The organism is Yoonia sp. 72, assembly GCF_034652275.1.
GTDB lineage: Bacteria > Pseudomonadota > Alphaproteobacteria > Rhodobacterales > Rhodobacteraceae > Yoonia.
On record NZ_JAXIWG010000004.1, the window covers coordinates 287,731 to 309,545 of the forward strand.

The window sequence follows — 21,815 nt, forward strand, 5'->3', positions numbered from 1 at the left end:
TAACATTTTGTTAACACATCTGCAGCGCCGCTACCAAAAGCCCGCGCGGCTGTTCAGTCGGCTTGTCGATGTTGCAGCCTGTCGGCCTTTTTGCGCACCAGCACGCTGCGCAAATCGTGCATGGCCAGCAATAGCTTGTCTGTCACCTCGTCAAGGGCGGCATCATCGGCATGTGCCTGCACCCAATGGGCGGTGAGGTTCAGATGGTCGATCGTGCGATGGATATCGTCCCGGTCACGCCGCGCAAGCTGCGCCTTGCGGTCCGCGATCCAGCAGCGGATCGCGGATTCGTCCTCGGGGGTCAGCGTATGTTCTCCATGCGCCTTGAAATCACCGCGGTTAATGTTGACGACCGCGATCTGGTCCATGTCGATCCGGCGGTGCCGGTCTTCGGCATCGACACGGAATACCGCCGCCCCGTTCTCGCGGATGCGAAAATAGTAGGGCGGCAGGGTGGTCATGACAGGCCCTTGCAGAAGGTGATGATGCGCTGGCACGCCTCTTTCAGTGCGGCGTCCGAGGTCGCGTAACTGACGCGGAAATTGGGTGACAGGCCAAAGGCCGCGCCGAACACGACCGCAACGCCGGTTTCCTCCAGCAAGGCCGAGGCGAAGGTTTCGTCGTTGTCGATCAGCACACCGCCAGCGCTGGTCTTGCCGATGCAGCCCGCGATGGACGGATAGACATAGAACGCACCTTCGGGGCGTGGGCACACCACACCGGGGGCCTGGTTCAGCATATCGACCACCAGATCGCGGCGGCGTTCGAACAGGGCGTTGTTGGGCGCAAGGAAATCCTGCGTGCCGTTCAGCGCCTCGACCGCGGCATACTGGCTGACCGAACAGGGGTTGGACGTGGATTGCGACTGCACCTTGCGCATCGCCTTGATCAGCATCTCTGGCCCCGCTGCATAACCGATCCGCCAGCCGGTCATCGCATAGGCCTTTGACACGCCGTTGACCGTCAGCGTGCGGTCATAAAGGCGCGGTTCGACCTGCGCGGGCGTGCAAAACTTGAAATTGCCGTAGGCCAGATGTTCGTACATGTCGTCGGTCATCACCCAGACATGTGGATGGCGCAGCAGCACATCGGTCAGCGCCTTCAGCTCGTCCCACGAATACCCCGCCCCGGTGGGGTTGGAGGGCGAATTGAACAGGAACCATTTGGTCTTGGGCGTGATCGCAGCCTCCAGCTGCTCGGCGGTGATCTTGAACGCGGCTTCGAGCGTCGCCTCGATCGTGACGGGCGTCCCACCGGCCAGCAGCACCATGTCAGGGTAGCTCACCCAATAGGGCGCGGGGATGATGACCTCGTCACCCGCGTTCAGCGTCGCCATGAAGGCGTTGTAAAGCACCTGCTTGCCACCCGTGCCGACCGTGACCTGCGCGGGGGTGTAATCCAGCGCATTGTCGCGCTTGAACTTGGCGCAGATCGCTTGCTTCAACTCGGGGATGCCGTCAACGGCGGTGTATTTCGTCTTTCCCTCGGCAATCGCCTGCACGGCGGCGGCCTTGATATTCTCGGGCGTATCGAAATCCGGCTCTCCCGCGCCAAGGCCGATGATATCGCGCCCCGCTGCTTTCAATTCGGCCGCCTTCGTGGTGACAGCGATGGTTGGCGAGGGTTTCACGCGATCAAGCGTCGCAGACAGAAAAGCCATGGGATGTCCGGTGGTCAAATTGCACTATCCGTGACATAAGACGACCCGAGCAAGCATAGCAAGAACCAAGGAGTCCCGCGTGACCGAAACAGACAGTGATTGGTACAGCCCCGAAGCCGCGACCTTTGGCGACAGGCTGGCGGGTGCACGCGAGGCCGCGGGGCTTAGCCAGAAAGACCTTGCCAAATCGCTGGGCGTCAAGCTGGCCACGCTTGTGTCGTGGGAAAACGACACGGGCGAACCCCGCGCCAACCGACTGCAGATGCTGGCGGGGATGCTGGGCGTGTCGCTGGGCTGGCTGATGTCAGGGCAGGGCGACGGGCTGTCCGCGCCCGACGACGCAACCGAGATCCCCGCCGATGTCGCGGCATTGATGCAGGAACATCGCCGCTTGCGCGCGCAGATGGTGCAGATGCTCGACAAGATGGGGCAGGTGGAAAAACAGCTTCAGGCAGCATTGCGCAGGACCCTATGACAGAGACGATCGAACACACACGCAAGCGGTTGCACATGCGCTCCATGCGGCGCGGGATTAAGGAAATGGACCTGATCCTGTCGGCCTTTGCCGCCGACAATCTGGCAGGCATGAGCGATGACGAACTCGCGCTTTACGATGCGCTGTTGTCCGAGAACGACCACGACCTTTACGGCTGGGTCGGCGGGCAATTCGCGGTGCCCGAGGCTTACGCCGACCTGATCGCGCGGATCGCCGCGGGCGCGCTGGGGGTCACGCGACCCGCCTGAGCGCCTTAACCCTATATTGTCTTGTTTGCTTTAGACCCGTCCCACCACAGCAGACGGAGCGTCGGGATGAGCATTCACACCAACCTTGGCAGGCAGGACAAATCCGGCATGGCGGCCGCGCGCAGCGCGTCCTTCATGGCGTCCTATCTGGATGCGCTGACCTTGGTCGAACGGCTGCACCGGCTGTTGCTTGACGTGATCAAGGATGAATTCGAACGCGTCGGCATTCTCGAAATCAACGCGGTGCAGGCTCTGCTTTTGTTCAACGTCGCCGATAACGAAGTGACGGCAGGCGAATTGAAATCCCGTGGCTACTATCAGGGGTCGAACGTGTCCTATAACCTGAAAAAACTGGTGGATATGGGCTATATGCACCACCAGCGCAGCGAGATCGACCGCAGGTCCGTCCGCGTGCGCCTGACCGAAAAGGGGCGCAATGTACGGCAGGTGGTGGCAAAACTTTTCGCCGCCCATGCCGACGGGTTGATGGACCGGCAGGTGCTGGACCATGCCGGTCTGGACGATATCACCGCCGCCCTGCGCCGGGTCGAACGGTACTGGAGCGATCAGATCCGCTATATCTATTGACGCAGGGCAGATTGTTTACCAGTGACCGGTGTTTTCCATGCTGGCCCAAGGCTCGGCCGGGGGCAGGTTGTCGCCTTCTTGCAGCAATTCGATGGAAATGTTGTCGGGCGACCGCACAAAGGCCATATGCCCGTCGCGCGGCGGACGGTTGATCGTGACGCCATTGTCCATCAGATGCTGGCACAAAGCATAGATATCGCTGGTGCGATAGGCGAGATGTCCGAAATGGCGGCTGTCGGATGGCAACCCGTCGTCGCCATCCCAGTTATAGGTCAGCTCGACAGGGCATTCCTCCTGCCCCGGAGGCGCCATGAACACAAGCGAGAATCGCCCCTTGTCGTTGTCGATGCGGCGCGTCTCGCGCAGGCCAAGCAGGGCGTAGAACGCCATCGACGCCTCGAGGTCTTTCACGCGCACCATCGTGTGCAGGTAAGTCAGTGTCATTGTTGCGATCCTTCCATCATGATTGGCGCCAGCCTAACGCGCCAGCGCAAGGGACGAAACAATGGAAACCATCACATCGGCGATATGTGGCGTCATCCTACGCGGAAGGAAAACATATCATTGATTTATCGGGAAAATTTACCATGGCAGTCCCTAGGGTTTCGCAACTGCTTTGCGAAATCAATTTCTTGGACTGTCCAACCCCACCTTTAGGCCTCACTGAATTCATTGAGGTTTTTCCGCAAACGTCCAACTCGGTTGCCGAGCCCGTTCTCACCATTTCTCTGTCTTGAGGGATGGAGAAATGACCGAAACAGGCAAGGCGGCCGTGCGCGCGCAATTCAATCATGCTGAGGAGGTCCCGCCGCTTGTCGAAAGCGATGCCCGGCCGGGTGATCAGCGGCTATCTGATCTCACGGAGACGGTCCTCGATGACATCGAGGTCACAGAGGATGGTGTCGCGCGTGAGTTTGTGCGGCGATATGGCAACCGGGTGCGATTTGATCACGTTGCGGGCAAATGGTTCCTCTGGACGGGTGATCACTGGAAAAAGGATGATACCGCGCAGGCTTTTCAATGGAGCCGTGAGCTTGCTCGACAAGCATCAACCGGCAGCGGCGGTAGCGAGCTCAAGAACGCGAGGAAGGCGAGCTTTGCCGGTGGGGTAGAGAGACTAGCTCGAGCCGATCAGGCGGTTGCCATCACAAGCGAGGCTTGGGATTCCGATCCAATGCTTTTGGGCTGTCCCGGAGGGGTGGTCGATCTGACAACTGGTCAACTCGCAGGCGCGCAACCATCGCAGCACATCACCAAGGTCGCGGGTGTGCCGCCGGTGGATGGGCGGTGCGATCGGTGGCAGGCGTTCCTCATGGCAGCGACCGGCGGTGATGAGGACGCGGTTCATTTTTTGCAAGTTTGGTGCGGCTATCTGCTGACCGGCAAGACAACCGAGCACGTCTTGCTTTTTCTCTACGGGCCGGGCGGCAATGGCAAAAGCCTATTTCTAAACATCATCAAGCGTGTTCTGGGTGACTACGCCAAGACCGCTGGCATGGATACTTTCACCGCAACACGGGGTGAGCGGCACCCAACTGATCTTGCCGACCTGCACGGTGCGCGCCTTGTCTCGGCCTCTGAGACAGAGGAGGGGCGGAGCTGGGCAGAGAGCCGGATTAAATCGATCACCGGCGGCGATCCAGTCTCTGCGCGGTTCATGCGATCGGATTTTTTCACCTACACACCAAACTACAAGCTGATGATCGTTGGCAATCATCAGCCGGTCCTAAAGAGCGTCGATGAGGCGATCCGCAGGCGCTTTCTGATCCTGCCTTTCACCCGAAAGCCCGATCGGCCGGATCTCGACCTCGAGGAAAAGATCTGGGCCGAGGAAGCGCCGCAAATCCTCGCTTGGGCGATCCGTGGGTGCCTTGAATGGCAGCGCGAGGGTTTGCCTCGGCCGCGTCTGATCTCGGCGGCAACCGATCAATATTTTGAGGATCAAGATCTCTTTGGCGCGTGGCTTGCCGATTATTGCGAGGTTGGAGATCTCACGAATTCTGAGACCGCAGCGGACCTGTTTGTGTCGTGGAAATTTTTCTGTGAGGCGGCAGGAGAGCGGCCGGGCACACAGAAGGCCTTGGGCAACCGGTTACGGCTTAAGGGGCTGACGAATGGCCCTAAGCGGGTTGGCGGCAAGGTCCAGAAGGTTTGGCTCGGCATTTTGCTAAAGGGCGGGGTGTAGCTATGGCGATAAATCCCAAAGGATCTTGCGAGCGTAACCGATGTAACGGTTACAGCACGTTCCCCCTTACGCGCGCGCACACGCGTGAGGGTAAACAGGAAATTCGGTTACATCGGTTACACCGGTTACATCGAGGTGCTCAATCACCCTTGGTGGTGGCGAGCGATCGAGTGAACGCCACGCCCGATCATGTCTTTGCCTTTGGGTCCTTCCGGGGGCCTTCCCGCACGCGGGTAATTCGCACCCCGTTGTTTGAGGTATTAAGATACCTCACAAGACTGCTGGATAAGGTTCTTGTTGTTGTTATTCGATTGGTTTGATCCACCCTGCGCTTTTGGGTTTGTGGGCGCAAAACGGATCCCGTTACTCGGTGAGTGGGCAAACCCCGAGAGAGAGCGGCCATCTTTCCTTGCTGGCGTGGCTCTCAATTTAAGATTTCGATTTGGCAGTTCCGGCCCGTGTTTTTGAATTTTCAGCACAAACGGATCCCGTTACTCGGTGAGTGGGCAAACCCCGAGAGAGAGCGGCCGGTTTCTGTCGCCCCGGCGCGGCTCTCAGGCTAATCCTCAGAAAAGTTATGTGTGTTAACTATTTTTTGCGATCTCGTTTTTCTATAGCTTCTAAAGCCCCTTGCGGGAGACCGCTGTAAATTTCATCAATTACTTTAGGCTCTGAGATTAGCTTCTCAACTATTAGATTAAGCAGCCTAAAAAGGCTCGCAGCCATTGCCCTATCATCGGTGATGTCAATTTGACCCGGATGAAGCGCATTGTTTCCGATCACGCGCACTGCATCTAGTGCTTTTTGGGTGCGCTCGTCTAAGCCATCAGCCACGAGTTTTTTTATGTTTTCGTTGATAGAAGCTTTTGGATCGCCTAACTGGCCGCAAAGCTTGTCGATGCACAACCTAAGCAGGGCAGCGGCACCTCTCGGCGACTTATCAAGTATCGAGCTTGCTTCCTCATAGTCGCGCTGAATTTCTTCAGGCATATCCCGGTTAGGCAAAGGCGCTGAGCCAGCGACCGGGAACACAATCGAGTTGTTTACCCACACCGAGACTTTTCGGCAATTCGCGCAGTGGCTAAACAATACGTTCGTTAGACCAACGCAACTCAAGGTCTTGGAAAGATCAAGTAGGCTTGGGGCAGTGAGTTCGCTAGCGAAAATTCCGGCAACACCTTCGCTAAATGGGGCGTTACTCCTCACAAAATGACGCGCGCCCCCAGCGTACCAATGCTGATGAGAATATGCGTGACAATACTGACAGTTGAAAGCCGCTAAGTCCCTTGATGGTGGCACATATTGCATAACGTCTCCAATCGAATTGATTCTTGTTCGGATACCCTAGAAATACTGTCTCTTCATCTTAACGATTGGCGTGAATCTTCAGACGAACACCCGCGCCACCGCCATTTGGCTCGATGAATTCAACCCCCTTTGCTTCCAACTCATGCTTTATTGCGTTGAGGCTTGTTTGACGGGGTTGCCGAGCCTCTCTCTCAAAGTCTGCCAGCGTCGATCGAGCGATGCCACATGCCAAAGCAAGCTCGGCCTGTTCTAGGTTGAGGAGAGCCCGGGCAGCCCTGCATTGTGCTGGTGTCATTAAAAGCCCTACTTGCGGTATGACTTAAAGTCATACATGGTGACTGATATAGTCAGTAGAGGATAGGCACCATGTCTCAAAACAATCAAGCTCAACCCGCCGAAGTAATTTTGATGAAAGACTTTCGCGAGCGAAAGCAGCTGGTCGACGCGAGTGTTGCCCGCGACATAGTTCAGCGGGCGACGCTTCAAGTGCTCTCGGGCAAGTGTGATCCGGACGTTGCAAGGTTCTATGCAAACGCGACGGATCAGATCGGCCGAATTCAGGCGCTTTCATGGCTGATGACCGAGTCGGAAATGGACGCGTTGTCAGACTTTTTAGAGGGTCTGACCCCGCATCCAAGCGGCGAACCGAACATCATTTTGTGATTGCAACAGATTGGTGGGTGGCGAGGGCGGTGGGGGATCTCACCGCCCTTCCGTTTTGGGTTTGCTGCCATGGTCGTTGCAGACACCTTTGCGACACCCAAGCTCCATACACCGTGCCGCAGGCCCCGATTTCAACGAACAGATTTCTTGGCAGTGCAGTTTGTATCTGTATTTACAAAAACAGTGTTATAGGATACGCACATTTGGAGATTGTTGGAGAGGATAGAAAATGAAAACCGGAAACACCTTTCGTCAGGGCGACTTCGCGAAAATCTGCGGATGGTCAAAGGATGCCCTGCGTAGCTCTGAGGCCACTGGAAATATGCCCTATGATCGTGCGGCCCTGCCCGGAGAGAAGCAGAAACGATACGGCCCGCTCGAGCTCGCATCGGTGGTCGTGATGGACATGCTGCGGGCGCAGGGTCTTACAAACGCAGAGGCGGCAGATGCTGCCCGCTGCGGGCGCGATCAGTTGCTCAACTTGCTGCAAGAAAATGAAGGCCACACTGACGACGCGTCTGAGTACTTCGTCTATCATTCGTTTCGGGTGCTCATGGATCCCTCTGGAAATAATGCGGGCGACGCTACTGTCGGCTGCGACAAGCTCAGCGCCATTTCTGACAAATTTGTCGTATGGGCACAGGGTCTTGATCTTCCAAAGGATGCGTCTGCTGTTAAATCGGGTTTTGCTTGGGTCCATTCGGGCCCAAAAATTGCGGTGGTTAACATTCGCACGGCGCTTCTTCATGCTCAGCATCGTGCGAAATTGCTGGGCTATCTGATCAGCGGTGAGGGTTTTATGTCCATCACGTCAGGTCAGGAATCGGACCAGTGATTGCCCGGTTCACACCCCAAGCGCCCGCCCCGATCTTTCCGTCATTCGAGGCTATTCCGAAGTTCATCGGTGAAACGTTCACAGAGCGGGTCTATCACCTCACCGGTTACATGTTGCTGGGCCCGGAGCCACAGGATCGAGTGAAGGTTGCTGAGGGCTATGAGATCCGCGTTCCGAAAAAGGAGTGTAGCTCGTGAGCGTGTTTCGCATTGAAGGCTTTGTCGGTGAAGGGCGGAACACCGCCGCCGCTATCGCTCAATTTCTTTCAGAGAACCCTGACACGGCTGAGATTGTCGTCAACTCGCCGGGGGGTGATGCCTTTGAAGGTTCGGCAATCCTCGCCGAGATCGAGCGTCACGGGCGGGTTAGCATTCGCATCGAGGGTGTCGCTGCATCGGCCGCTTCTCTGATCGCGGTGGGTGGCGCAACCATCGTCATGCATGCCGCGGCCGTCATGATGATCCATGAACCGGCCTCAATCAGCTGGGGATCGTCTGCGGTGCATCGGAAAAGCGCCGAGGTCATGGAAAAGCTGACGGATATCTACGCTCGGGCCTATTCGCGGGCGACGGGTAATCCGCTGGAGCTGGTCAAGCAATGGATGGCGGATGAGACGTGGCTCGATGCCTCGGAGGCAGTTGCTCTCAATTTCGCCGATCAGGTCGAGGGTGAGGCGGGGCAAGACGCCCCGATCGCCGCAGTGTTCAATTACACCAAGTTTAAGGATCCACCGGCCCTTTTCGTCGAGCTGGTGAGCAAACACGGCTGGGCGACCGCATCGCCTGCAGAAATCGAAAAGGAGAAACGTAATGCTTGATTTCAATCGTAATAAAGTCAGCGCCCGGCACCTCGCAAAGGTTCGGCTCTTGGCACAAGGGCGGAACATCTCTGCCGATCTGGTGGATCTGATCGCAGTGAAATTGCAGGCTCCGCAGATGGTGGAAACAGCCCTGCCAGTGGCCGAAAAGCTGGTTGAGCTTGCTGCAACGCACGCGCTCGATGCCGCTGAAATCCAGAACATCGCCGATCGGCTTTTCTCGGAAATGAAAGCCGAGCATTCCGAGGAGGAAGCAACAGCTACGATGAAGGGCATTTTGCTCGATCGTGTCGTCGAAAAGCAGGACCGGTATTCAATGCGGGCCGCCGACTATCGTGGCGGCGGTCAAGACGTCACGTTGTCGGATCGCATCGCCGATGGCGTTATGAGCCGGGTGAACCCCAAGCACACGCCGACGATCGGGCGCGACTATGCGCATACCAGCATGGCAGAGATTGCGCGTGTGGTTTTGGAGCATGGGGGGCGACGGGCTCAAGGTGGCGCGGCCAAGCTGGTCGAGATGGCGCTGCATACAACATCTGATTTTCCTGAGATCCTCGGCAACGTGGTAAATCGCACGATGCTCGAGGGGTATGAGCAAGGCCGGTCGCAACTGATGCAGGCTTCACGCGAAGTTTCGGCAACAGACTTCCGTGCAATTCACTCGGTGCGGGTCAGCACCGGCTCGCATCTCGATCGCGTCAAGGAATCTGGCGAGTTTACAAGCGGAACGATCGAGGAAGGTGCCGAAAGTTTTGGCCTCGAGACCTACGGCAAGGTTTTCGGGATCACGCGTCAGGCCCTTGTGAACGATGATCTGGGCGTGTTCTCGAACATTGCGCCGATGCTGGGGCAGGGTGCTGCCTATACTGAAGCGCGGCTTTTCGCTGGGCTACTCGAGCAGAATGGCGGCCTTGGTCCGACCATGAAGGATGGCAAGCCGCTTTTCCATGTGGATCACGGCAACCTCGGCACTGGTGCTGCGCTCTCGATCAACGCTCTGGGCACTGCCCGCACCGCCATGCGGCGTCAGAAAGGGTTGTCGGGCGAAGCGATCAACGTGACGCCGGCATTCCTGGTGGTTCCCCCTGAGCTCGAAACCGTTGCCGAGCAACTGATCGCGGATATCACGGCGGCCGAAACAAGTCAGGTGAACCCCTTTGCAGGGCGGCTCACCCTGCTTGTGGATGCCAACCTGCCCGATCCTGCGCGATGGTATCTGGCGGCTCTGCCCGGCCGCCCTGATGGCCTGCAGCACGCTTACCTAGATGATCAGCGTGGCCCGCAAGTTTTCACTCAGGAGGGCTTTGAGGTCGATGCGCTACGCTTCAAGGTGCGGCTCGATTTCGGTGCCGGTTTCGTCGATCACCGCCCGTGGTTCATGAACCCCGGCGCATAAATCAGACCGCCCCGGGTAAAGCCGGGGCGGCTATTTCCAACACCGAAGGGACCGCACCATGTCAAGAAGAAAGTCACCAGTCAGCCAAGCAGACCTCACCCGTTGGGTGAAAGCTGTCCGCGCGGCTGGCGGCACCGAGCTGCGCGTTGAAATTGCGCAGCCTGATGGCACGCAGGTCGTTATCATCGCAGGCCAGCAAAGCAGCGTCGAAGTCCAGAACCCTTGTGACCGGCTGTTGAAGCAATGAGACGCAAGAGCCCTTTTCCCGGTGTCACGCGGATCGTCGATCGTCATGGCAAGATCCGGTTCCGGTTTCGTCGCAAGGGGTTCACCTGTTATCTGCCCGGCCCATATGCCTCGGCCGATTTTCGCGCTGCCTATGATGCCGCAATCGAGGGCGCTAAGGCCCCTGTTCGCAGCTCAGCGCCGCGTGGAACCCTCGCTTGGGTCGTCGAGCAATACCTTTCAAGCTCGCGCTTCAAGGGCCTGTCAGATGCCCGTAGGCGGACAATTCGCGGCCAGATGGATTGGCTGCGGTCCCATGCTGGCGACCTGCCTTTCGATCGTTTTGGGACACACCATGTCGAGGCGCTGATGGACAAGAAGTCCGGCCCGGCCGCAGCGAATGGGGTCAAGAAAACTATGTCGCTGCTTTTTACTTTCGCAATCAAGCGTCAGCTCGGCGTCACTTTCAATCCCGCCCGCTATGCCGATCGTCGCAAAGAGAACCCGGACGGATATCATACTTGGACCGAAGCTGAGATTGACCGCTTCCTCGATCATCATGGTTCTGGATCAAAGCCGCGTCTGGTGGCGCTACTTGCGCTTAATACCGGGATGGCTCGGCAGGATCTCACCCGCATCGGTTGGCAGAACATAAAAGCGGGGCGGATCTCGTATCGTCGTGGCAAAACTGGCGTGGGTGCTGACCTTCCGATTCTGGCCGAGCTTGCCGAGGAATTGCGCCATGTGCCGACTGATCAGCTCTTGATCGTCACGCACGGCAAGGGGCTTCCATACAAGCCCGAAACGCTAGGAAACTGGTTCCGGGATCAATGCAAGGCTGCCGGTGTTCCCGGGTCTCTACATGGCTTGCGAAAGGCCGGTGCAACACGTCTGGCTAATGCCGGTGCGACCCCTGATGAGATCCGCGCTTATCTGGCCCACGCTACGAACAAAGAGGGTTCGACATACACCGGAAAGGCCGATCGATCTCGCTTGGCTGACAGTGGGTTAGCCAAGCTGGAAAGCCCAAAAAGTGAACAAAATCTGTCCAACCTTTCCCAAAAGTTGGACAAGGAAGCAGGTAACTAAATGACAATGCAGGGAAAAATCAAACCAATGGCAGTCCCTAGGGGAATCGAACCCCTCTTTCCAGGTTGAAAACCTGGCGTCCTAACCGATAGACGAAGGGACCGCACTTGGTGTCGCGCTTTTAGGCAAAGCCCGCAGCGCGCGCAAGGGGAAATTTGCGCTTTTTTCGGACTTCGTTTCAATGCGCTGGTGCGGCATCCTCCAGACGCAATTGCACCGATTGGCGGCCTTGCCAGACATGCACTTCAATCCGTCCTGCAAGGTGAAACCGCATGCCGTTATGCTGCAGCAGCGCAGGCCCCAAAGGCCCGTCCATCGCGCCAAAACAGATCGAATCGATCCGCGCGCCCAGTCCGTCGCCGAAACTGATCTTGAGATGATTCTCGCCCACCTGTTTGGCGAACAGAATCTGGACATCAGGAAAGGCGAAACGCGGCGCAGGCGCGCCCGCTCCGAACGGCCCCGCATCATCCAGCAAGGTGACCAGATCGACTGTCGCGGCCCCGGGCATCAGGATACCGTCCAGTCGCAAATCGGCAGGCCCCAGCGCACCTGCGCCCTGCTTGTCCAGCAATTCGGCCAGCCGCGCCATCGCGGGTTCCAGCTTGTCCTGCGCCACGGTCAGCCCTGCCGCCATCTTGTGCCCGCCGCCCTTCAGCAGCAGGCCCTCGCCGGCCAGCCGCTGGATCGCCGCCCCCAGATCGATGCCCGACACCGACCGGCCTGATCCTTTGCCGATTCCATCCTCGAAACCGATCACGATGGCAGGGCGGTTGGTGGCCTCCTTCAGCCGCGCCGCGACGATCCCCACGACACCCGGATGCCAGCCCTCGCCCGCCGCCCAGACCAGCGGCCCGTCCGTGCCCCGCGCCTCGGCCTGTGCGATGGCCACATCACGCACCGCCTGTTCAACGGCGCGCCGGTCGGTGTTCAGCTGGTCGAGCATATCGGCCAGATCGCGCGCCTCGGACGGATCATCGGTGGCCAGCAGCCGCGCCCCCAGATCGGCCTTGCCAATCCGCCCGCCCGCATTGACCCGTGGCCCCAGCAAAAACCCCAGATGATAGGATGTCGGTGCGGCATCGAGCCCCGCCACATCCGCCAGCGCCGTCAGCCCCACACGCGCACGGCGCGCCATCACGACCAGCCCCTGCCGCACAAAGGCGCGGTTCACACCCACGAGCGGCGCCACATCCGCGACCGTGGCCAGCGCCACAAGGTCCAGCATCGCCATCAGGTCCGGCCCTGCCTTGCCCGCATCCCGCAACTGCCGGTTCGCCTCGACCAGCATCAGGAACACGACGCCCGCGGCACAGAGATGCGCCAGATCGCCGCTTTCGTCCTGCCGGTTGGGGTTCACGACGGCCAGTGCCGCGGGCAAGGTCTCACCACCAAGGTGATGGTCCAGCACGATCACATCCGCACCAACGGCGGCGGCGATAGGCCCATGCGACAGCGTCCCGCAATCGACACAGACGATCAGGTCATGTGCTGCGGCCAGTTCTGCCATCGCGGGCTCATTGGGGCCATATCCTTCGTCGATGCGGTCGGGGACATAAAGTGTCGCCTTCAATCCCATCTGCCGCAGCCAGACGATCAGCAGCGCGGCAGAGGCTCCGCCGTCTACGTCATAATCGGCAAAAATCGCAATACGTTCGCGCCCTGCTACGGCCTGCAGGAACCGCGCCGCCGCCTTTTCCATGTCGCGCAGCTTTCGCGGATCGGGCAGCAGATCGCGCAGGGTAGGGGCCAGAAACAGCGCCGCCTCCTGCGACGGCACACCGCGCCGCGCCAGTGTGCGGCAGATCGCGGGGGGCAGGTTGGTCGCCTGCGCCATGGCTTCGGCTGCCCGGTCCTCCTGCACCGAAGGGCCGACCCAGCGGCGTCCCGTCAGGGACGCAGTCACCCCCAAAAACGCATGATCTTGTGGTTTGTTCATGCGCCCATACTATCAGCGCCGCCGCCGCCACGCCACGCCCTGACTTCTTTTTTCCAAAAATACTCCCGCCGGAGGCGGCGCGCCAGCGCCTCAGCGCACGGGGTTGCGATAGATCATCCGCCGGACCGATCCGGTCTTGGACCGCATCAGGATCGTCTCGGCGGTCACGAATCCGACCTCGCGCTTGATACCCGGCACCAGCGATCCGTCCGTGACGCCCGTCGCGGCGAAAATCACATCGCCTGTGACCATATCGTCGCGGGTATAGACGCGGTCGAAATTGGTGATGCCCGCCTTGGTCGCCCGCCCGCGTTCGTCATCGTTGCGAAACAGCAAGCGCCCGAAAATCTGTCCGCCCATGCATTTCAGCGCCGCCGCAGCCAGCACCCCTTCGGGCGCGCCGCCGGACCCCATATACATGTCAATGCCAGTGATATCGGGTTCGGCGCAATGCATCACACCCGCCACATCGCCATCGGTAATGAGCCGGATCGCCGCGCCTGTGCTGCGGATTTCGGCAATCATGTCTTCGTGGCGCGGGCGTTCCAGCACGCAGACGGTGATGTCCTTGGTCGAACAGCCTTTGGCGGCGGCCAGCGCCGACACCCGCTCAGAAGGCGACATATCCAGCGTCACGACGCCGGTGCGAAACCCCGGACCGATGGCCAGCTTGTCCATATAGACATCGGGCGCATGCAGCATCGACCCGCGCGGGCCCATCGCGATCACGGCTAGCGCATTGGGCATGTCCTTGGCGGTCAGCGTCGTGCCTTCCAGCGGGTCAAGCGCGATATCCACGCCCGGCCCGTTGCCGGTGCCGACTTCCTCGCCGATAAACAGCATCGGGGCCTCGTCGCGTTCACCTTCGCCGATCACCACAACACCTGCGATATCAAGCTTGTTGAGCTGGTTGCGCATCGCATCCACCGCCGCCTGATCGGCGGCCTTTTCGTCACCGCGCCCGATCAGGGACGCGCAGGCGATGGCGGCCGCTTCAGAGACGCGGGCCAGACCCAGCGACAGGTTGCGGTCGTTGAAATCGGCGGGCGTTGGCATTGCGGTCATCCTTTGGTGGTTCACGCCACCGTAAACCCTGCTTGGGTCACAGTCGCAAGACTGTTTGCGCTAAACCGCCTCGATCCGGATCGCGACAGGGTCGCCCGACACCACGCCCGTGTCCTTGAATGCAGCCAAAGCCTCGTCCAGCGCGGTGCGCGTCGTCTTATGCGTGACGATCAGCACGGGTGCTGTGGTGTCGGCATGGCCATACTGGCGCATCCGGTCGATCGAGATGCCCGCATCACCCAAGGCGCGCGCGACCTTGGCCAAAGCACCCGGTTTGTCGAGCAGTTGCATCCGCAGATAATAGGGGGCCGGAATCGCCGCCAGTGCGGGGCGCGCGCGCCGCAGGCTGGTCGCGGGCTGGCCAAAGGTGGACATCCGCAGACCCCGCGCGATATCCATCACATCGCCCATCACGGCGCTGGCGGTCGGGCCTTCGCCTGCACCGGGGCCACGCAGCACGATCTGGCCTACGGAATCGCCTTCGAGCACCACCATATTCGTGCCGCCTTGCAACTGGCCCAAAGGCGAGGTGTCGGGCACAAGACAGGGCGACATGCGCTGTTCCAGCCCGCGGCCTGTCATCTGGGCAACACCCAAAAGCTTGATCTTGAACCCCATATCGGCGGCTTGGCGGATATCCTCGATGCTGATGGCACCGATCCCTTCCAGCTGCACGGCGTCGAAATCGACCTGCGTGCCAAAGGCGATGGCCGACAAGAGCGCAAGCTTATGGCCTGCGTCAATCCCGCCCACGTCCAGTTCGGGGTCGGCTTCCAGATAGCCAAGGGCGTTGGCCTCGTCGAAGACCTCCTGATAGGTCAGGCCCGCGCTTTCCATCCGCGTCAGGATATAGTTACAGCTGCCGTTCATCACGCCAATGATGCGGGTGATGTCATTGGCCGCCAGCCCTTCGGTCAGCGCCTTCACGACAGGGATACCGCCTGCGACCGCGGCCTCGAACCGGATCACGCGGCCAGCAGCCTCGGCGCTTTCGGCGATGGCTTGGCCATGCACGGCCAATAGCGCCTTGTTGGCAGAGACCACATCCTTGCCTGCGGCAATCGCGGCCTCGGTCGCATCCTTGGCGGGGCCTTCGTGGCCGCCCATCACCTCGATGAACAGGTCCACATCGTCGCGGCGCGCAAGGGCCACGGGATCATCTTCCCATGCATAGGCAGACAGATCGACCCCGCGATCCTTGTCGCGGCTGCGCGCGGATACCGCGCTGATCGTGACAGGACGGCCCGACCGCGCCTGCAACAGATCTGCGTGCTTTTGCACGATCCGCACGACGCCCACGCCAACGGTGCCCAGTCCCGCAATGCCGAGCCTTAAAGGGTGTGTCATGCTGTCAATTCCATCTCTGTCACCGTTCCCGTGCGGTGTAGCGAATGAACGCCGCTACTGCAACGCGCCCAGATCAATCACGATCAATCGCGCGCAGGGCGGCGGCACGGCGTTGCAACGCGGCAAGCCGGTCATCCATGCCATCCGTTTCGGCCGCAATCGGTGCGGGCTGGTCCTCCAGCGGGGCCAGACGCGGATAGGGCGCGTTGCGCGCAGCCTCGGTCACGGTGCCCTCCAATGCGGGAATATCCGCGCAGGCGGCAAGGATCAGCAGAAAGGGCAGGGTGTGGCGCATGTGGCAGACAATAGACAGGTGCGGGACTTCGCGGCAAGTCGGGCTTTTCATTTGAACGGCTGTTCAGTTAGATGGCGGTATGGCGCGCAAGCAGGGTTCTCATTCCGATATCACCGGCCCACGGGTGCAGGACACGGCCCTGCGGCTGATCGCGCGGCATGGCTATGCGGCTGTGTCCATGCGCCAGATCGCGGCCGAGGTCGGGGTGCAGGCGGGGGCGCTGTATAACTACACCCCCGACAAGCAGACCCTGCTGTTTGATCTGATGCGCACACATATGCAGGATGTGCTTGATGCGCTGGCCGCTGCCGATCTGCAGGGCGATCCGCCTGCGCGGCTGGACGGGTTCACGCGGTTTCATATCCGGTTTCACCTGCCAAGGTCCGATCAGGTGTTCGTCTCCTATATGGAGTTGCGCAACCTTGCGCCGGAAAACTTTGCTATCCTCGAAAAGATGCGCCGCGATTACGAAACCGCGCTCGAGGATATCTTGCGTGACGGGGTTGCGGCGGGGATCTTTGCCGTGCCCGATACGCGGATCGCGACGATGGCGATCATTGCCATGCTGACTGGGCTCAGCCATTGGTACCGCGAAGGCGGGCGGCTTGGCATGGATGCGATCGAAGAAATCTACTGCAACCTTGTCCAGAAATCCGTCAGGCGCTGACGCGAAAGGTTATTCATGTTCCATCCCGATCACACTGGCGGTTATGCCACCGTCCATGCCTCCGAGGGGCGGCGCTATTTCGCCTGCGGGGTGATCTATGGTTTGGGCGGATTGCTGATCTATACAGCGCTGGCGCATCCACCGGACGTGCTCTGGCTGGTATTCTTGCTGGGGTTCGGGGCGGCGATGTTATGGCTGGGCGAAAGGTTGCGCCGCGCCACGCGCATCGGGATCGTGCTGACCGAGACAGACCTGCGCGACACCGAAGGCACCGTGCTGGCGCGGATGGAGGATATCGTGCTGGTGGATCGCGGCGCGCTGGCGATGAAACCCGCCAACGGTTTTACCCTTGTGCTGAACACGCGTCAGCCGCGCGGCTGGTCGCCCGGCATGTGGTGGCGGATCGGCAAACGCGTCGGTGTGGGCGGTGTGACAGCGGCAGGTCCGGCCAAGTTTATGGCCGAACAGATCGCCCTGCGGATCAAGGCGCGCGAGCGCTGATCAGCAGAGCTCGTCGCCGTTGCTCGGGTTTGCCGGCGTTGGATCAAAGCAGATCGACGGGGCGAAACGCGGCGCGATCACGGTGAATGTCGTGAATTCGACAGCGCCAAGGTTGTTGTCGGTAAACGGTGCAATCCCGAGCGCGAACGGCGCGCGATATTCCGCACGGGTTTCGATCAAAAGCGATGTCGCGCCATTCGCCAGAATTGGCAGGCGTCCCCGCATCAGCGCAAGATCGGCGGTGGTCAGGTTCATGCCCATGCCGCGGTTTTGCGACCAGCGCACGATATAGGTGTCACTGGGCTGATCATAGGAATAGGACGTGACCCGCAGCTGCGGATTTGGGTCGGATTCCACCAATGTCCGCAGCAGCGCCCGCGCGCCATCCATATAGGCCGCGTTGACCGGAGTTTGTTCGCGGCTGAACATATCGGCGATGGTCAATCCGGCGCGTTCGCTGCGCGTGTCGGCGCGGAAGGCATCGAAATAGACAAGTGTCGACAGCAACGCCCAGGCGATGATCGGCGTCACCAGCACCAGTTCGATCGATGCAGAGCCGTCCTCGTCCTTGCGGAATGTGTCTGCGAAGCGGGCTAATTTCATCATGGGCTTGCCTGGAAGGGTTCAACGACAAAACCGGATGTCGAAACAAGCGCGTAGGACCCGCCTGCCGCACCTCCGGCATTTCTTTCGACGATGGTACGGCCAAGCCCTGTCGTCGGCATCACGGGGTCAAGCCGGATGCAGGCGCGCAGAAAGATCAGCTCGTTATTGCCGCCATTGGTGAACTGGACAACGGGCTGCACGGCTGCGCCACGGTCGATGCATTGAACGGTTGCAGGCACATTCACCCAGTTGCGCACACTGCGGCGGACCATCTCGACCTGAAGCTGGTTTTCGCAGTCGGGCAGCAAGCCCGCATATTCGCATATCTGCGCGCGCAGCAGGTCCCGCGAGGGGACAGCCATCCGCCCGATCCGCACATCACGCACGGCAAGGTCCACACCACGTTCCAAGGCGAAATGCCGCAAGGACACCATTCCGCTTTCGAACGTCATCAGAAAGAGAAGCACGAAGATCGGAAAGATGATCACGAACTCGACGGTCACAACACCGCTTTCATCGCGCTGGAACCGGCGTAGCAGGGATAGCAAAGACATCACAGGCTCAGTCTCAGGTCGGTGATCTGGCGTGCGATCGCGTCAAAGATATCGTTCAGCGCGCCGCCTTCGGTCTGGAAGTAATGCGCAGGAGAGGACGCACAGGCCCGCATCTGCGCCTCGCCGTTGGCACCAGCGCCCATAGCAATCGTGAAGATGATCATGTTCTGCTGTTTGGCCGCAGTACAGATCTGCTGCATCCAGATGTTGTTCTGGTTGGCGGTGATGGGCGTGTGGGTCAACGTGTTGAGCGTGTTTGTACCCAAGTTGTTCAGACGGCGCCACCGCTCGATCGGCAACTGCCCAAGCGCGGGCATGATGTCAAAGCGGTCGGCGAATTGCGGCCGCAGCCTGCGGCCTGCGACGTTTTCACCGTCGGTCATCAGGACGACGTATTTGACTGTGTTGACCGCATTGCTGGCGGATGAATAGTCCATTGGACGAACACCAGCAAAGACAGGGTCAACACCGGGGACGCCAGCGAGCAGGTCGCGCATCGACGGATCAAGCAGCGAAACGCCCCATTTCATCCCCAGATGGATGGATGTGAAGGTGGTCGGCACCAACTGGTTGATCGCCTGCTTCAGCACAGTTCCGTTCTGGGTCAGCGGGATGATGCCTTCAAACGATTCCTGCGGACATAGTGGCAGGATGATGTTGTTGGCATTGCGGTTGTTGTAGAACTCGATCCGTTCGACCTGCTGGTAGGTGCGGTCAACATCGAATGTGGTCGTCGCGAATTCGGACGGCAGGAAATCGACGCAGCGCGACGGGTTGGTATAGACCGCTACACCGTTCACAGTTCCATCTTCATCCGGTTCCTCGGATGCGTCAATCCGGCCTGTTGGCCCCAAATGGGCACTTGTTGTGTTCAGCGCGTTGTAGATCCCGTCACCCACGCTGACATGCTGGGAATATGTCACAAGCGACATGGAAATCTGATCTTCGTATTCGGGTTTCAGCAGCGCATCGACAAAGCGGCTTGCCGCCTCACGCAGCAGCTGCATCCGTGTGCGGCCCGTGCCCGAAACCGTGGACGCCATCGAACCCGAGATATCCAGAACAAGCGACACTTCGACATTGCCGGTGCCTTCGACAGCCGCCGACTGCGCGGGTACTTCAAGCTGGTTGATCCCGACAAGGCGCAGATAGAACGTGTTGATATCGAGTTGCGACTGCACCCGCACAGCGCGCGTCCCGGCCATGTTCGAAACGATCGGCTCGCCCACGATGGCATCAGCAAACCCCGCCTTTGCGAAATAATCCTCGACCACAGCTTTCGAATCGAGTTCCTGATTCAAGCTGGCGGCGGCCAGCACCGCACGGTCGGACACCGATTGCAGTGTCGCGCGCCGCGCCTCGAAGCGCATGAAATCGACCGCCATACCGCCAAGAACCAGCATCGTGATCAGCAACAGGATCGTCAGGATGATGACGCTGCCATCCTCGCTGCGGCCAAAGGCGCGCAGATATCTTGCGCGCCAGCCCTTTTTAGGCGTTTCACTTGCGATATCAGCGTTTCTCGGTGTCATAGTGGTCCTCGCGGCGGGCGACCGTCGTCGCGCCTTACTCGGTAAATGTTAACTTGGCGTTTAACACATACGGCAAGCATGGGTGACAAAAAATTACAAACAAGGGGCAGCACCCCGATATTTGATCTCGATACCTTTGTATTACAGCAAAATCATGGCAACTGTTTGCTCTGGTGAAACAAAATGCGGCAGTCTTTTGGCCGGACGGGGCCATTCGCCGCGGGCGAATCGTCTCAATTTCGTGAATCGCCTCTTTTTTCATCCAACTTTGCCGAATCGCACCTATGGTGACGCTGGGCCGTGACAGGTCCGCGCAACCCCGGCACATGGCCGGGTCAGGAAGGAAAAAGAATGAACGCCCAAGACCCCGTGCAGGAACCCAGTTTCCGCGAATCCGTCGATCTGATGTTCAACCGCGCCGTCGCCCTGATGGATCTCAGCCCCGGGCTGGAGGAAAAGATCAGGGTGTGCAACGCAACCTATACGGTCCGTTTCGGTGTCCGGTTGCGCGGTGCGCTGCATACGTTCACAGGTTACCGGTCGGTGCATTCCGAACATATGGAACCGGTCAAGGGCGGCATCCGCTATGCCATCAACGTCCATCAGGACGAGGTCGAGGCGCTGGCGGCGCTGATGACCTACAAATGCGCGCTGGTCGAAGCGCCGTTCGGCGGTTCCAAAGGCGGTTTGCGCATCAATCCGGCCGACTGGAACGAACACGAACTGGAGCTGATCACCCGCCGTTTCGCCTATGAGCTGATCAAGCGCGACCTGATCAACCCCGCGCAGAACGTGCCCGCCCCCGACATGGGCACGGGCGAGCGGGAAATGGCGTGGATCGCCGACCAGTACCGCCGCATGAACACCACCGACATCAACGCCGCCGCCTGCGTCACAGGCAAGCCGACCAATTCGGGCGGCATCGCAGGCCGGGTCGAGGCGACGGGGCGCGGCGTGCAATATGCCTTGCGCGAGTTCTTCCGCTACCCCGAGGATGTGGCCAAGGCGAACCTGACGGGCACCCTCGAAGGCAAGCGCGTCATCGTGCAGGGCTTGGGGAATGTGGGCTATCACGCGGCCAAGTTCCTGTCCGAAGAAGACGGCGCGCTGATCACCGCGATCATCGAACGCGACGGGGCCTTGCATGACGAAAAGGGGCTGAACGTCGAAGCCGTGCGCGCATGGATCACCAAGAATGGCGGCGTGGCCAATTACCCCCATGCCAAGCACATCCCCGACGGCGGCAAGATGCTCGAGGCGGACTGTGACATCCTGATTCCGGCCGCACTGGAGGCTGTGATCAACCTGACGAACGCCGACCGCATCAAGGCACCGCTGATCATCGAGGCCGCCAACGGCCCCGTGACCGCAGGTGCCGACGAGATTTTGCGCGACAAGGGCTGCGTCATCATCCCCGACATGTATGCCAATGCGGGCGGTGTGACGGTGTCCTATTTCGAATGGGTCAAGAACCTGTCGCATATCCGGTTCGGCCGGATGCAGCGCCGTCAGGAAGAATCACGCCACCAACTGGTCGTCGATGAATTGGAACGGCTGTCCGCCGACAAAGGCCTTGGCTGGACCCTGTCGCCTGATTTCAAGGACAAATACCTGCGTGGCGCGGACGAACTGGAACTGGTGCGTTCTGGTCTCGATGACACGATGCGCACGGCCTATCAGGCGATGCGCGCGGTCTGGCACGGCCGCGACGACGTGCATGACCTGCGCACGGCGGCCTATCTTGTGTCGATCCGCAAGGTCGCCGACAGCTACCGCGCCAAAGGGTTGTAACCGCG

25 protein-coding genes and 1 tRNA gene are annotated in these 21,815 nt (G+C 59.8%); 13 read left to right on the plus strand and 13 right to left on the minus strand.

Annotated elements, in window-relative coordinates:
• Positions 1 to 53 precede the first annotated feature (53 nt).
• Both VCK47_RS16555 and VCK47_RS16560 read right to left on the minus strand, forming a co-directional pair.
• Positions 54 to 461 carry a hypothetical protein gene (locus VCK47_RS16555; protein WP_322891390.1) on the minus strand — a complete coding sequence of 136 codons (408 nt, stop codon included), beginning with the start codon at positions 459 to 461 and terminating at the stop codon, positions 54 to 56.
• Positions 458 to 1,660: a pyridoxal phosphate-dependent aminotransferase gene (locus VCK47_RS16560; RefSeq protein WP_322891389.1), complete on the minus strand. Its 1,203-nt coding sequence runs from the start codon at positions 1,658 to 1,660 to the stop codon at positions 458 to 460. The genes VCK47_RS16555 and VCK47_RS16560 overlap by 4 nt, the downstream gene beginning before the upstream one ends.
• A 79-nt stretch (positions 1,661 to 1,739) precedes the next feature.
• On the opposite strand from VCK47_RS16560, the gene VCK47_RS16565 reads away from it, so the two are divergent.
• From VCK47_RS16565 to VCK47_RS16575, 3 genes are all read left to right on the plus strand, one after another.
• Complete coding sequence (locus tag VCK47_RS16565; protein WP_322891388.1) at positions 1,740 to 2,135, plus strand: helix-turn-helix domain-containing protein; 396 nt, start codon at positions 1,740 to 1,742, stop codon at positions 2,133 to 2,135.
• Positions 2,132 to 2,404 (plus strand): succinate dehydrogenase assembly factor 2, encoded by a 273-nt coding sequence (locus VCK47_RS16570; protein ID WP_322891387.1) that lies wholly within the window; start codon positions 2,132 to 2,134, stop codon positions 2,402 to 2,404. The genes VCK47_RS16565 and VCK47_RS16570 overlap by 4 nt, the downstream gene beginning before the upstream one ends.
• A 66-nt stretch (positions 2,405 to 2,470) precedes the next feature.
• Entirely contained in the window at positions 2,471 to 2,992 is a 522-nt protein-coding gene (locus VCK47_RS16575) for a MarR family winged helix-turn-helix transcriptional regulator (protein WP_322891386.1), read from the plus strand.
• A 15-nt stretch (positions 2,993 to 3,007) separates the two neighbouring features.
• Here the strand turns inward: VCK47_RS16575 and VCK47_RS16580 are convergent, their stop codons facing one another.
• Positions 3,008 to 3,436, minus strand: a complete 429-nt coding sequence (locus tag VCK47_RS16580) for a VOC family protein (RefSeq protein ID WP_322891385.1) — start codon at positions 3,434 to 3,436, stop codon at positions 3,008 to 3,010.
• 304 nt (positions 3,437 to 3,740) lie between these two features.
• Here VCK47_RS16580 and VCK47_RS16585 point away from each other — a divergent pair, with 304 nt between their 5' ends.
• Positions 3,741 to 5,177, plus strand: a complete 1,437-nt coding sequence (locus VCK47_RS16585) for a phage/plasmid primase, P4 family (RefSeq protein ID WP_322891384.1) — start codon at positions 3,741 to 3,743, stop codon at positions 5,175 to 5,177.
• A gap of 588 nt (positions 5,178 to 5,765) precedes the next feature.
• On the opposite strand, the gene VCK47_RS16590 is transcribed toward VCK47_RS16585, so the two are convergent.
• Together VCK47_RS16590 and VCK47_RS16595 are read right to left on the minus strand one after the other, a co-directional pair.
• A complete protein-coding gene (locus VCK47_RS16590; protein ID WP_322891383.1) occupies positions 5,766 to 6,167 on the minus strand; it encodes a DUF4145 domain-containing protein in 402 nt (133 codons plus the stop codon).
• A gap of 376 nt (positions 6,168 to 6,543) precedes the next feature.
• Positions 6,544 to 6,780: a helix-turn-helix transcriptional regulator gene (locus VCK47_RS16595; protein WP_322891382.1), complete on the minus strand. Its 237-nt coding sequence runs from the start codon at positions 6,778 to 6,780 to the stop codon at positions 6,544 to 6,546.
• 71 nt (positions 6,781 to 6,851) lie between these two features.
• On the opposite strand from VCK47_RS16595, the gene VCK47_RS16600 reads away from it, so the two are divergent.
• The 6 genes from VCK47_RS16600 (at position 6,852) to VCK47_RS16625 (ending at position 11,513) form a co-directional block, all read left to right on the plus strand.
• Positions 6,852 to 7,148, plus strand: coding sequence for a hypothetical protein (locus tag VCK47_RS16600; protein ID WP_322891381.1), 297 nt, complete (start codon positions 6,852 to 6,854; stop codon positions 7,146 to 7,148).
• 229 nt (positions 7,149 to 7,377) lie between these two features.
• Complete coding sequence (locus tag VCK47_RS16605; RefSeq protein ID WP_322891380.1) at positions 7,378 to 7,983, plus strand: hypothetical protein; 606 nt, start codon at positions 7,378 to 7,380, stop codon at positions 7,981 to 7,983.
• A gap of 193 nt (positions 7,984 to 8,176) precedes the next feature.
• Entirely contained in the window at positions 8,177 to 8,800 is a 624-nt protein-coding gene (locus VCK47_RS16610) for a head maturation protease, ClpP-related (RefSeq protein ID WP_322891379.1), read from the plus strand.
• Positions 8,793 to 10,199, plus strand: coding sequence for a Mu-like prophage major head subunit gpT family protein (locus VCK47_RS16615; protein ID WP_322891378.1), 1,407 nt, complete (start codon positions 8,793 to 8,795; stop codon positions 10,197 to 10,199). Before VCK47_RS16610 ends, VCK47_RS16615 begins: the two co-directional genes overlap by 8 nt.
• Positions 10,200 to 10,257: 58 nt before the next feature.
• Positions 10,258 to 10,446, plus strand: a complete 189-nt coding sequence (locus VCK47_RS16620; RefSeq protein WP_322891377.1) for a hypothetical protein — start codon at positions 10,258 to 10,260, stop codon at positions 10,444 to 10,446.
• On the plus strand, positions 10,443 to 11,513 hold the full coding sequence (locus VCK47_RS16625; protein WP_322891376.1) for a tyrosine-type recombinase/integrase: 1,071 nt from the start codon (positions 10,443 to 10,445) through the stop codon (positions 11,511 to 11,513). Before VCK47_RS16620 ends, VCK47_RS16625 begins: the two co-directional genes overlap by 4 nt.
• 28 nt (positions 11,514 to 11,541) lie before the next feature.
• On the opposite strand, the gene VCK47_RS16630 is transcribed toward VCK47_RS16625, so the two are convergent.
• The 5 genes from VCK47_RS16630 to VCK47_RS16650 all read right to left on the minus strand — a co-directional run bounded on the left by VCK47_RS16630 (position 11,542) and on the right by VCK47_RS16650 (position 16,210).
• Positions 11,542 to 11,616, minus strand: a tRNA-Glu gene (locus VCK47_RS16630).
• Positions 11,617 to 11,691: 75 nt separating this feature from the next.
• Complete coding sequence (recJ, locus tag VCK47_RS16635; RefSeq protein ID WP_322891375.1) at positions 11,692 to 13,452, minus strand: single-stranded-DNA-specific exonuclease RecJ; 1,761 nt, start codon at positions 13,450 to 13,452, stop codon at positions 11,692 to 11,694.
• A gap of 90 nt (positions 13,453 to 13,542) precedes the next feature.
• Positions 13,543 to 14,508 (minus strand): class II fructose-bisphosphatase, encoded by a 966-nt coding sequence (glpX, locus tag VCK47_RS16640; RefSeq protein ID WP_322891374.1) that lies wholly within the window; start codon positions 14,506 to 14,508, stop codon positions 13,543 to 13,545.
• A 69-nt stretch (positions 14,509 to 14,577) separates the two neighbouring features.
• Complete coding sequence (locus VCK47_RS16645) at positions 14,578 to 15,864, minus strand: homoserine dehydrogenase (protein WP_322891373.1); 1,287 nt, start codon at positions 15,862 to 15,864, stop codon at positions 14,578 to 14,580.
• Positions 15,865 to 15,937: 73 nt separating this feature from the next.
• Positions 15,938 to 16,210 (minus strand): hypothetical protein, encoded by a 273-nt coding sequence (locus VCK47_RS16650; protein WP_322891372.1) that lies wholly within the window; start codon positions 16,208 to 16,210, stop codon positions 15,938 to 15,940.
• A gap of 28 nt (positions 16,211 to 16,238) precedes the next feature.
• Between VCK47_RS16650 and VCK47_RS16655 the strand changes: the two genes are divergently transcribed.
• Both VCK47_RS16655 and VCK47_RS16660 read left to right on the plus strand, forming a co-directional pair.
• Positions 16,239 to 16,826, plus strand: a complete 588-nt coding sequence (locus VCK47_RS16655; RefSeq protein ID WP_322891371.1) for a TetR/AcrR family transcriptional regulator — start codon at positions 16,239 to 16,241, stop codon at positions 16,824 to 16,826.
• Positions 16,827 to 16,841: 15 nt separating this feature from the next.
• Entirely contained in the window at positions 16,842 to 17,327 is a 486-nt protein-coding gene (locus VCK47_RS16660; protein WP_322891370.1) for a hypothetical protein, read from the plus strand.
• Here the strand turns inward: VCK47_RS16660 and VCK47_RS16665 are convergent, their stop codons facing one another.
• From VCK47_RS16665 to VCK47_RS16675, 3 genes are read right to left on the minus strand one after another with little or no spacing between them, the layout of a single operon-like run.
• Positions 17,328 to 17,930, minus strand: a complete 603-nt coding sequence (locus VCK47_RS16665; protein WP_322892301.1) for a hypothetical protein — start codon at positions 17,928 to 17,930, stop codon at positions 17,328 to 17,330.
• Positions 17,930 to 18,487, minus strand: a complete 558-nt coding sequence (locus VCK47_RS16670; RefSeq protein ID WP_322891368.1) for a TadE/TadG family type IV pilus assembly protein — start codon at positions 18,485 to 18,487, stop codon at positions 17,930 to 17,932. Before VCK47_RS16670 ends, VCK47_RS16665 begins: the two co-directional genes overlap by 1 nt.
• Positions 18,487 to 20,019: a Tad domain-containing protein gene (locus VCK47_RS16675; protein ID WP_322891367.1), complete on the minus strand. Its 1,533-nt coding sequence runs from the start codon at positions 20,017 to 20,019 to the stop codon at positions 18,487 to 18,489. The genes VCK47_RS16670 and VCK47_RS16675 overlap by 1 nt, the downstream gene beginning before the upstream one ends.
• Positions 20,020 to 20,370: 351 nt before the next feature.
• On the opposite strand from VCK47_RS16675, the gene VCK47_RS16680 reads away from it, so the two are divergent.
• The gene (locus tag VCK47_RS16680) at positions 20,371 to 21,810 is read left to right on the plus strand and encodes a Glu/Leu/Phe/Val dehydrogenase (RefSeq protein ID WP_322891366.1); all 1,440 of its coding nucleotides are present in this window, start codon (positions 20,371 to 20,373) and stop codon (positions 21,808 to 21,810) included.
• The last annotated feature ends 5 nt before the right edge of the window (positions 21,811 to 21,815 follow it).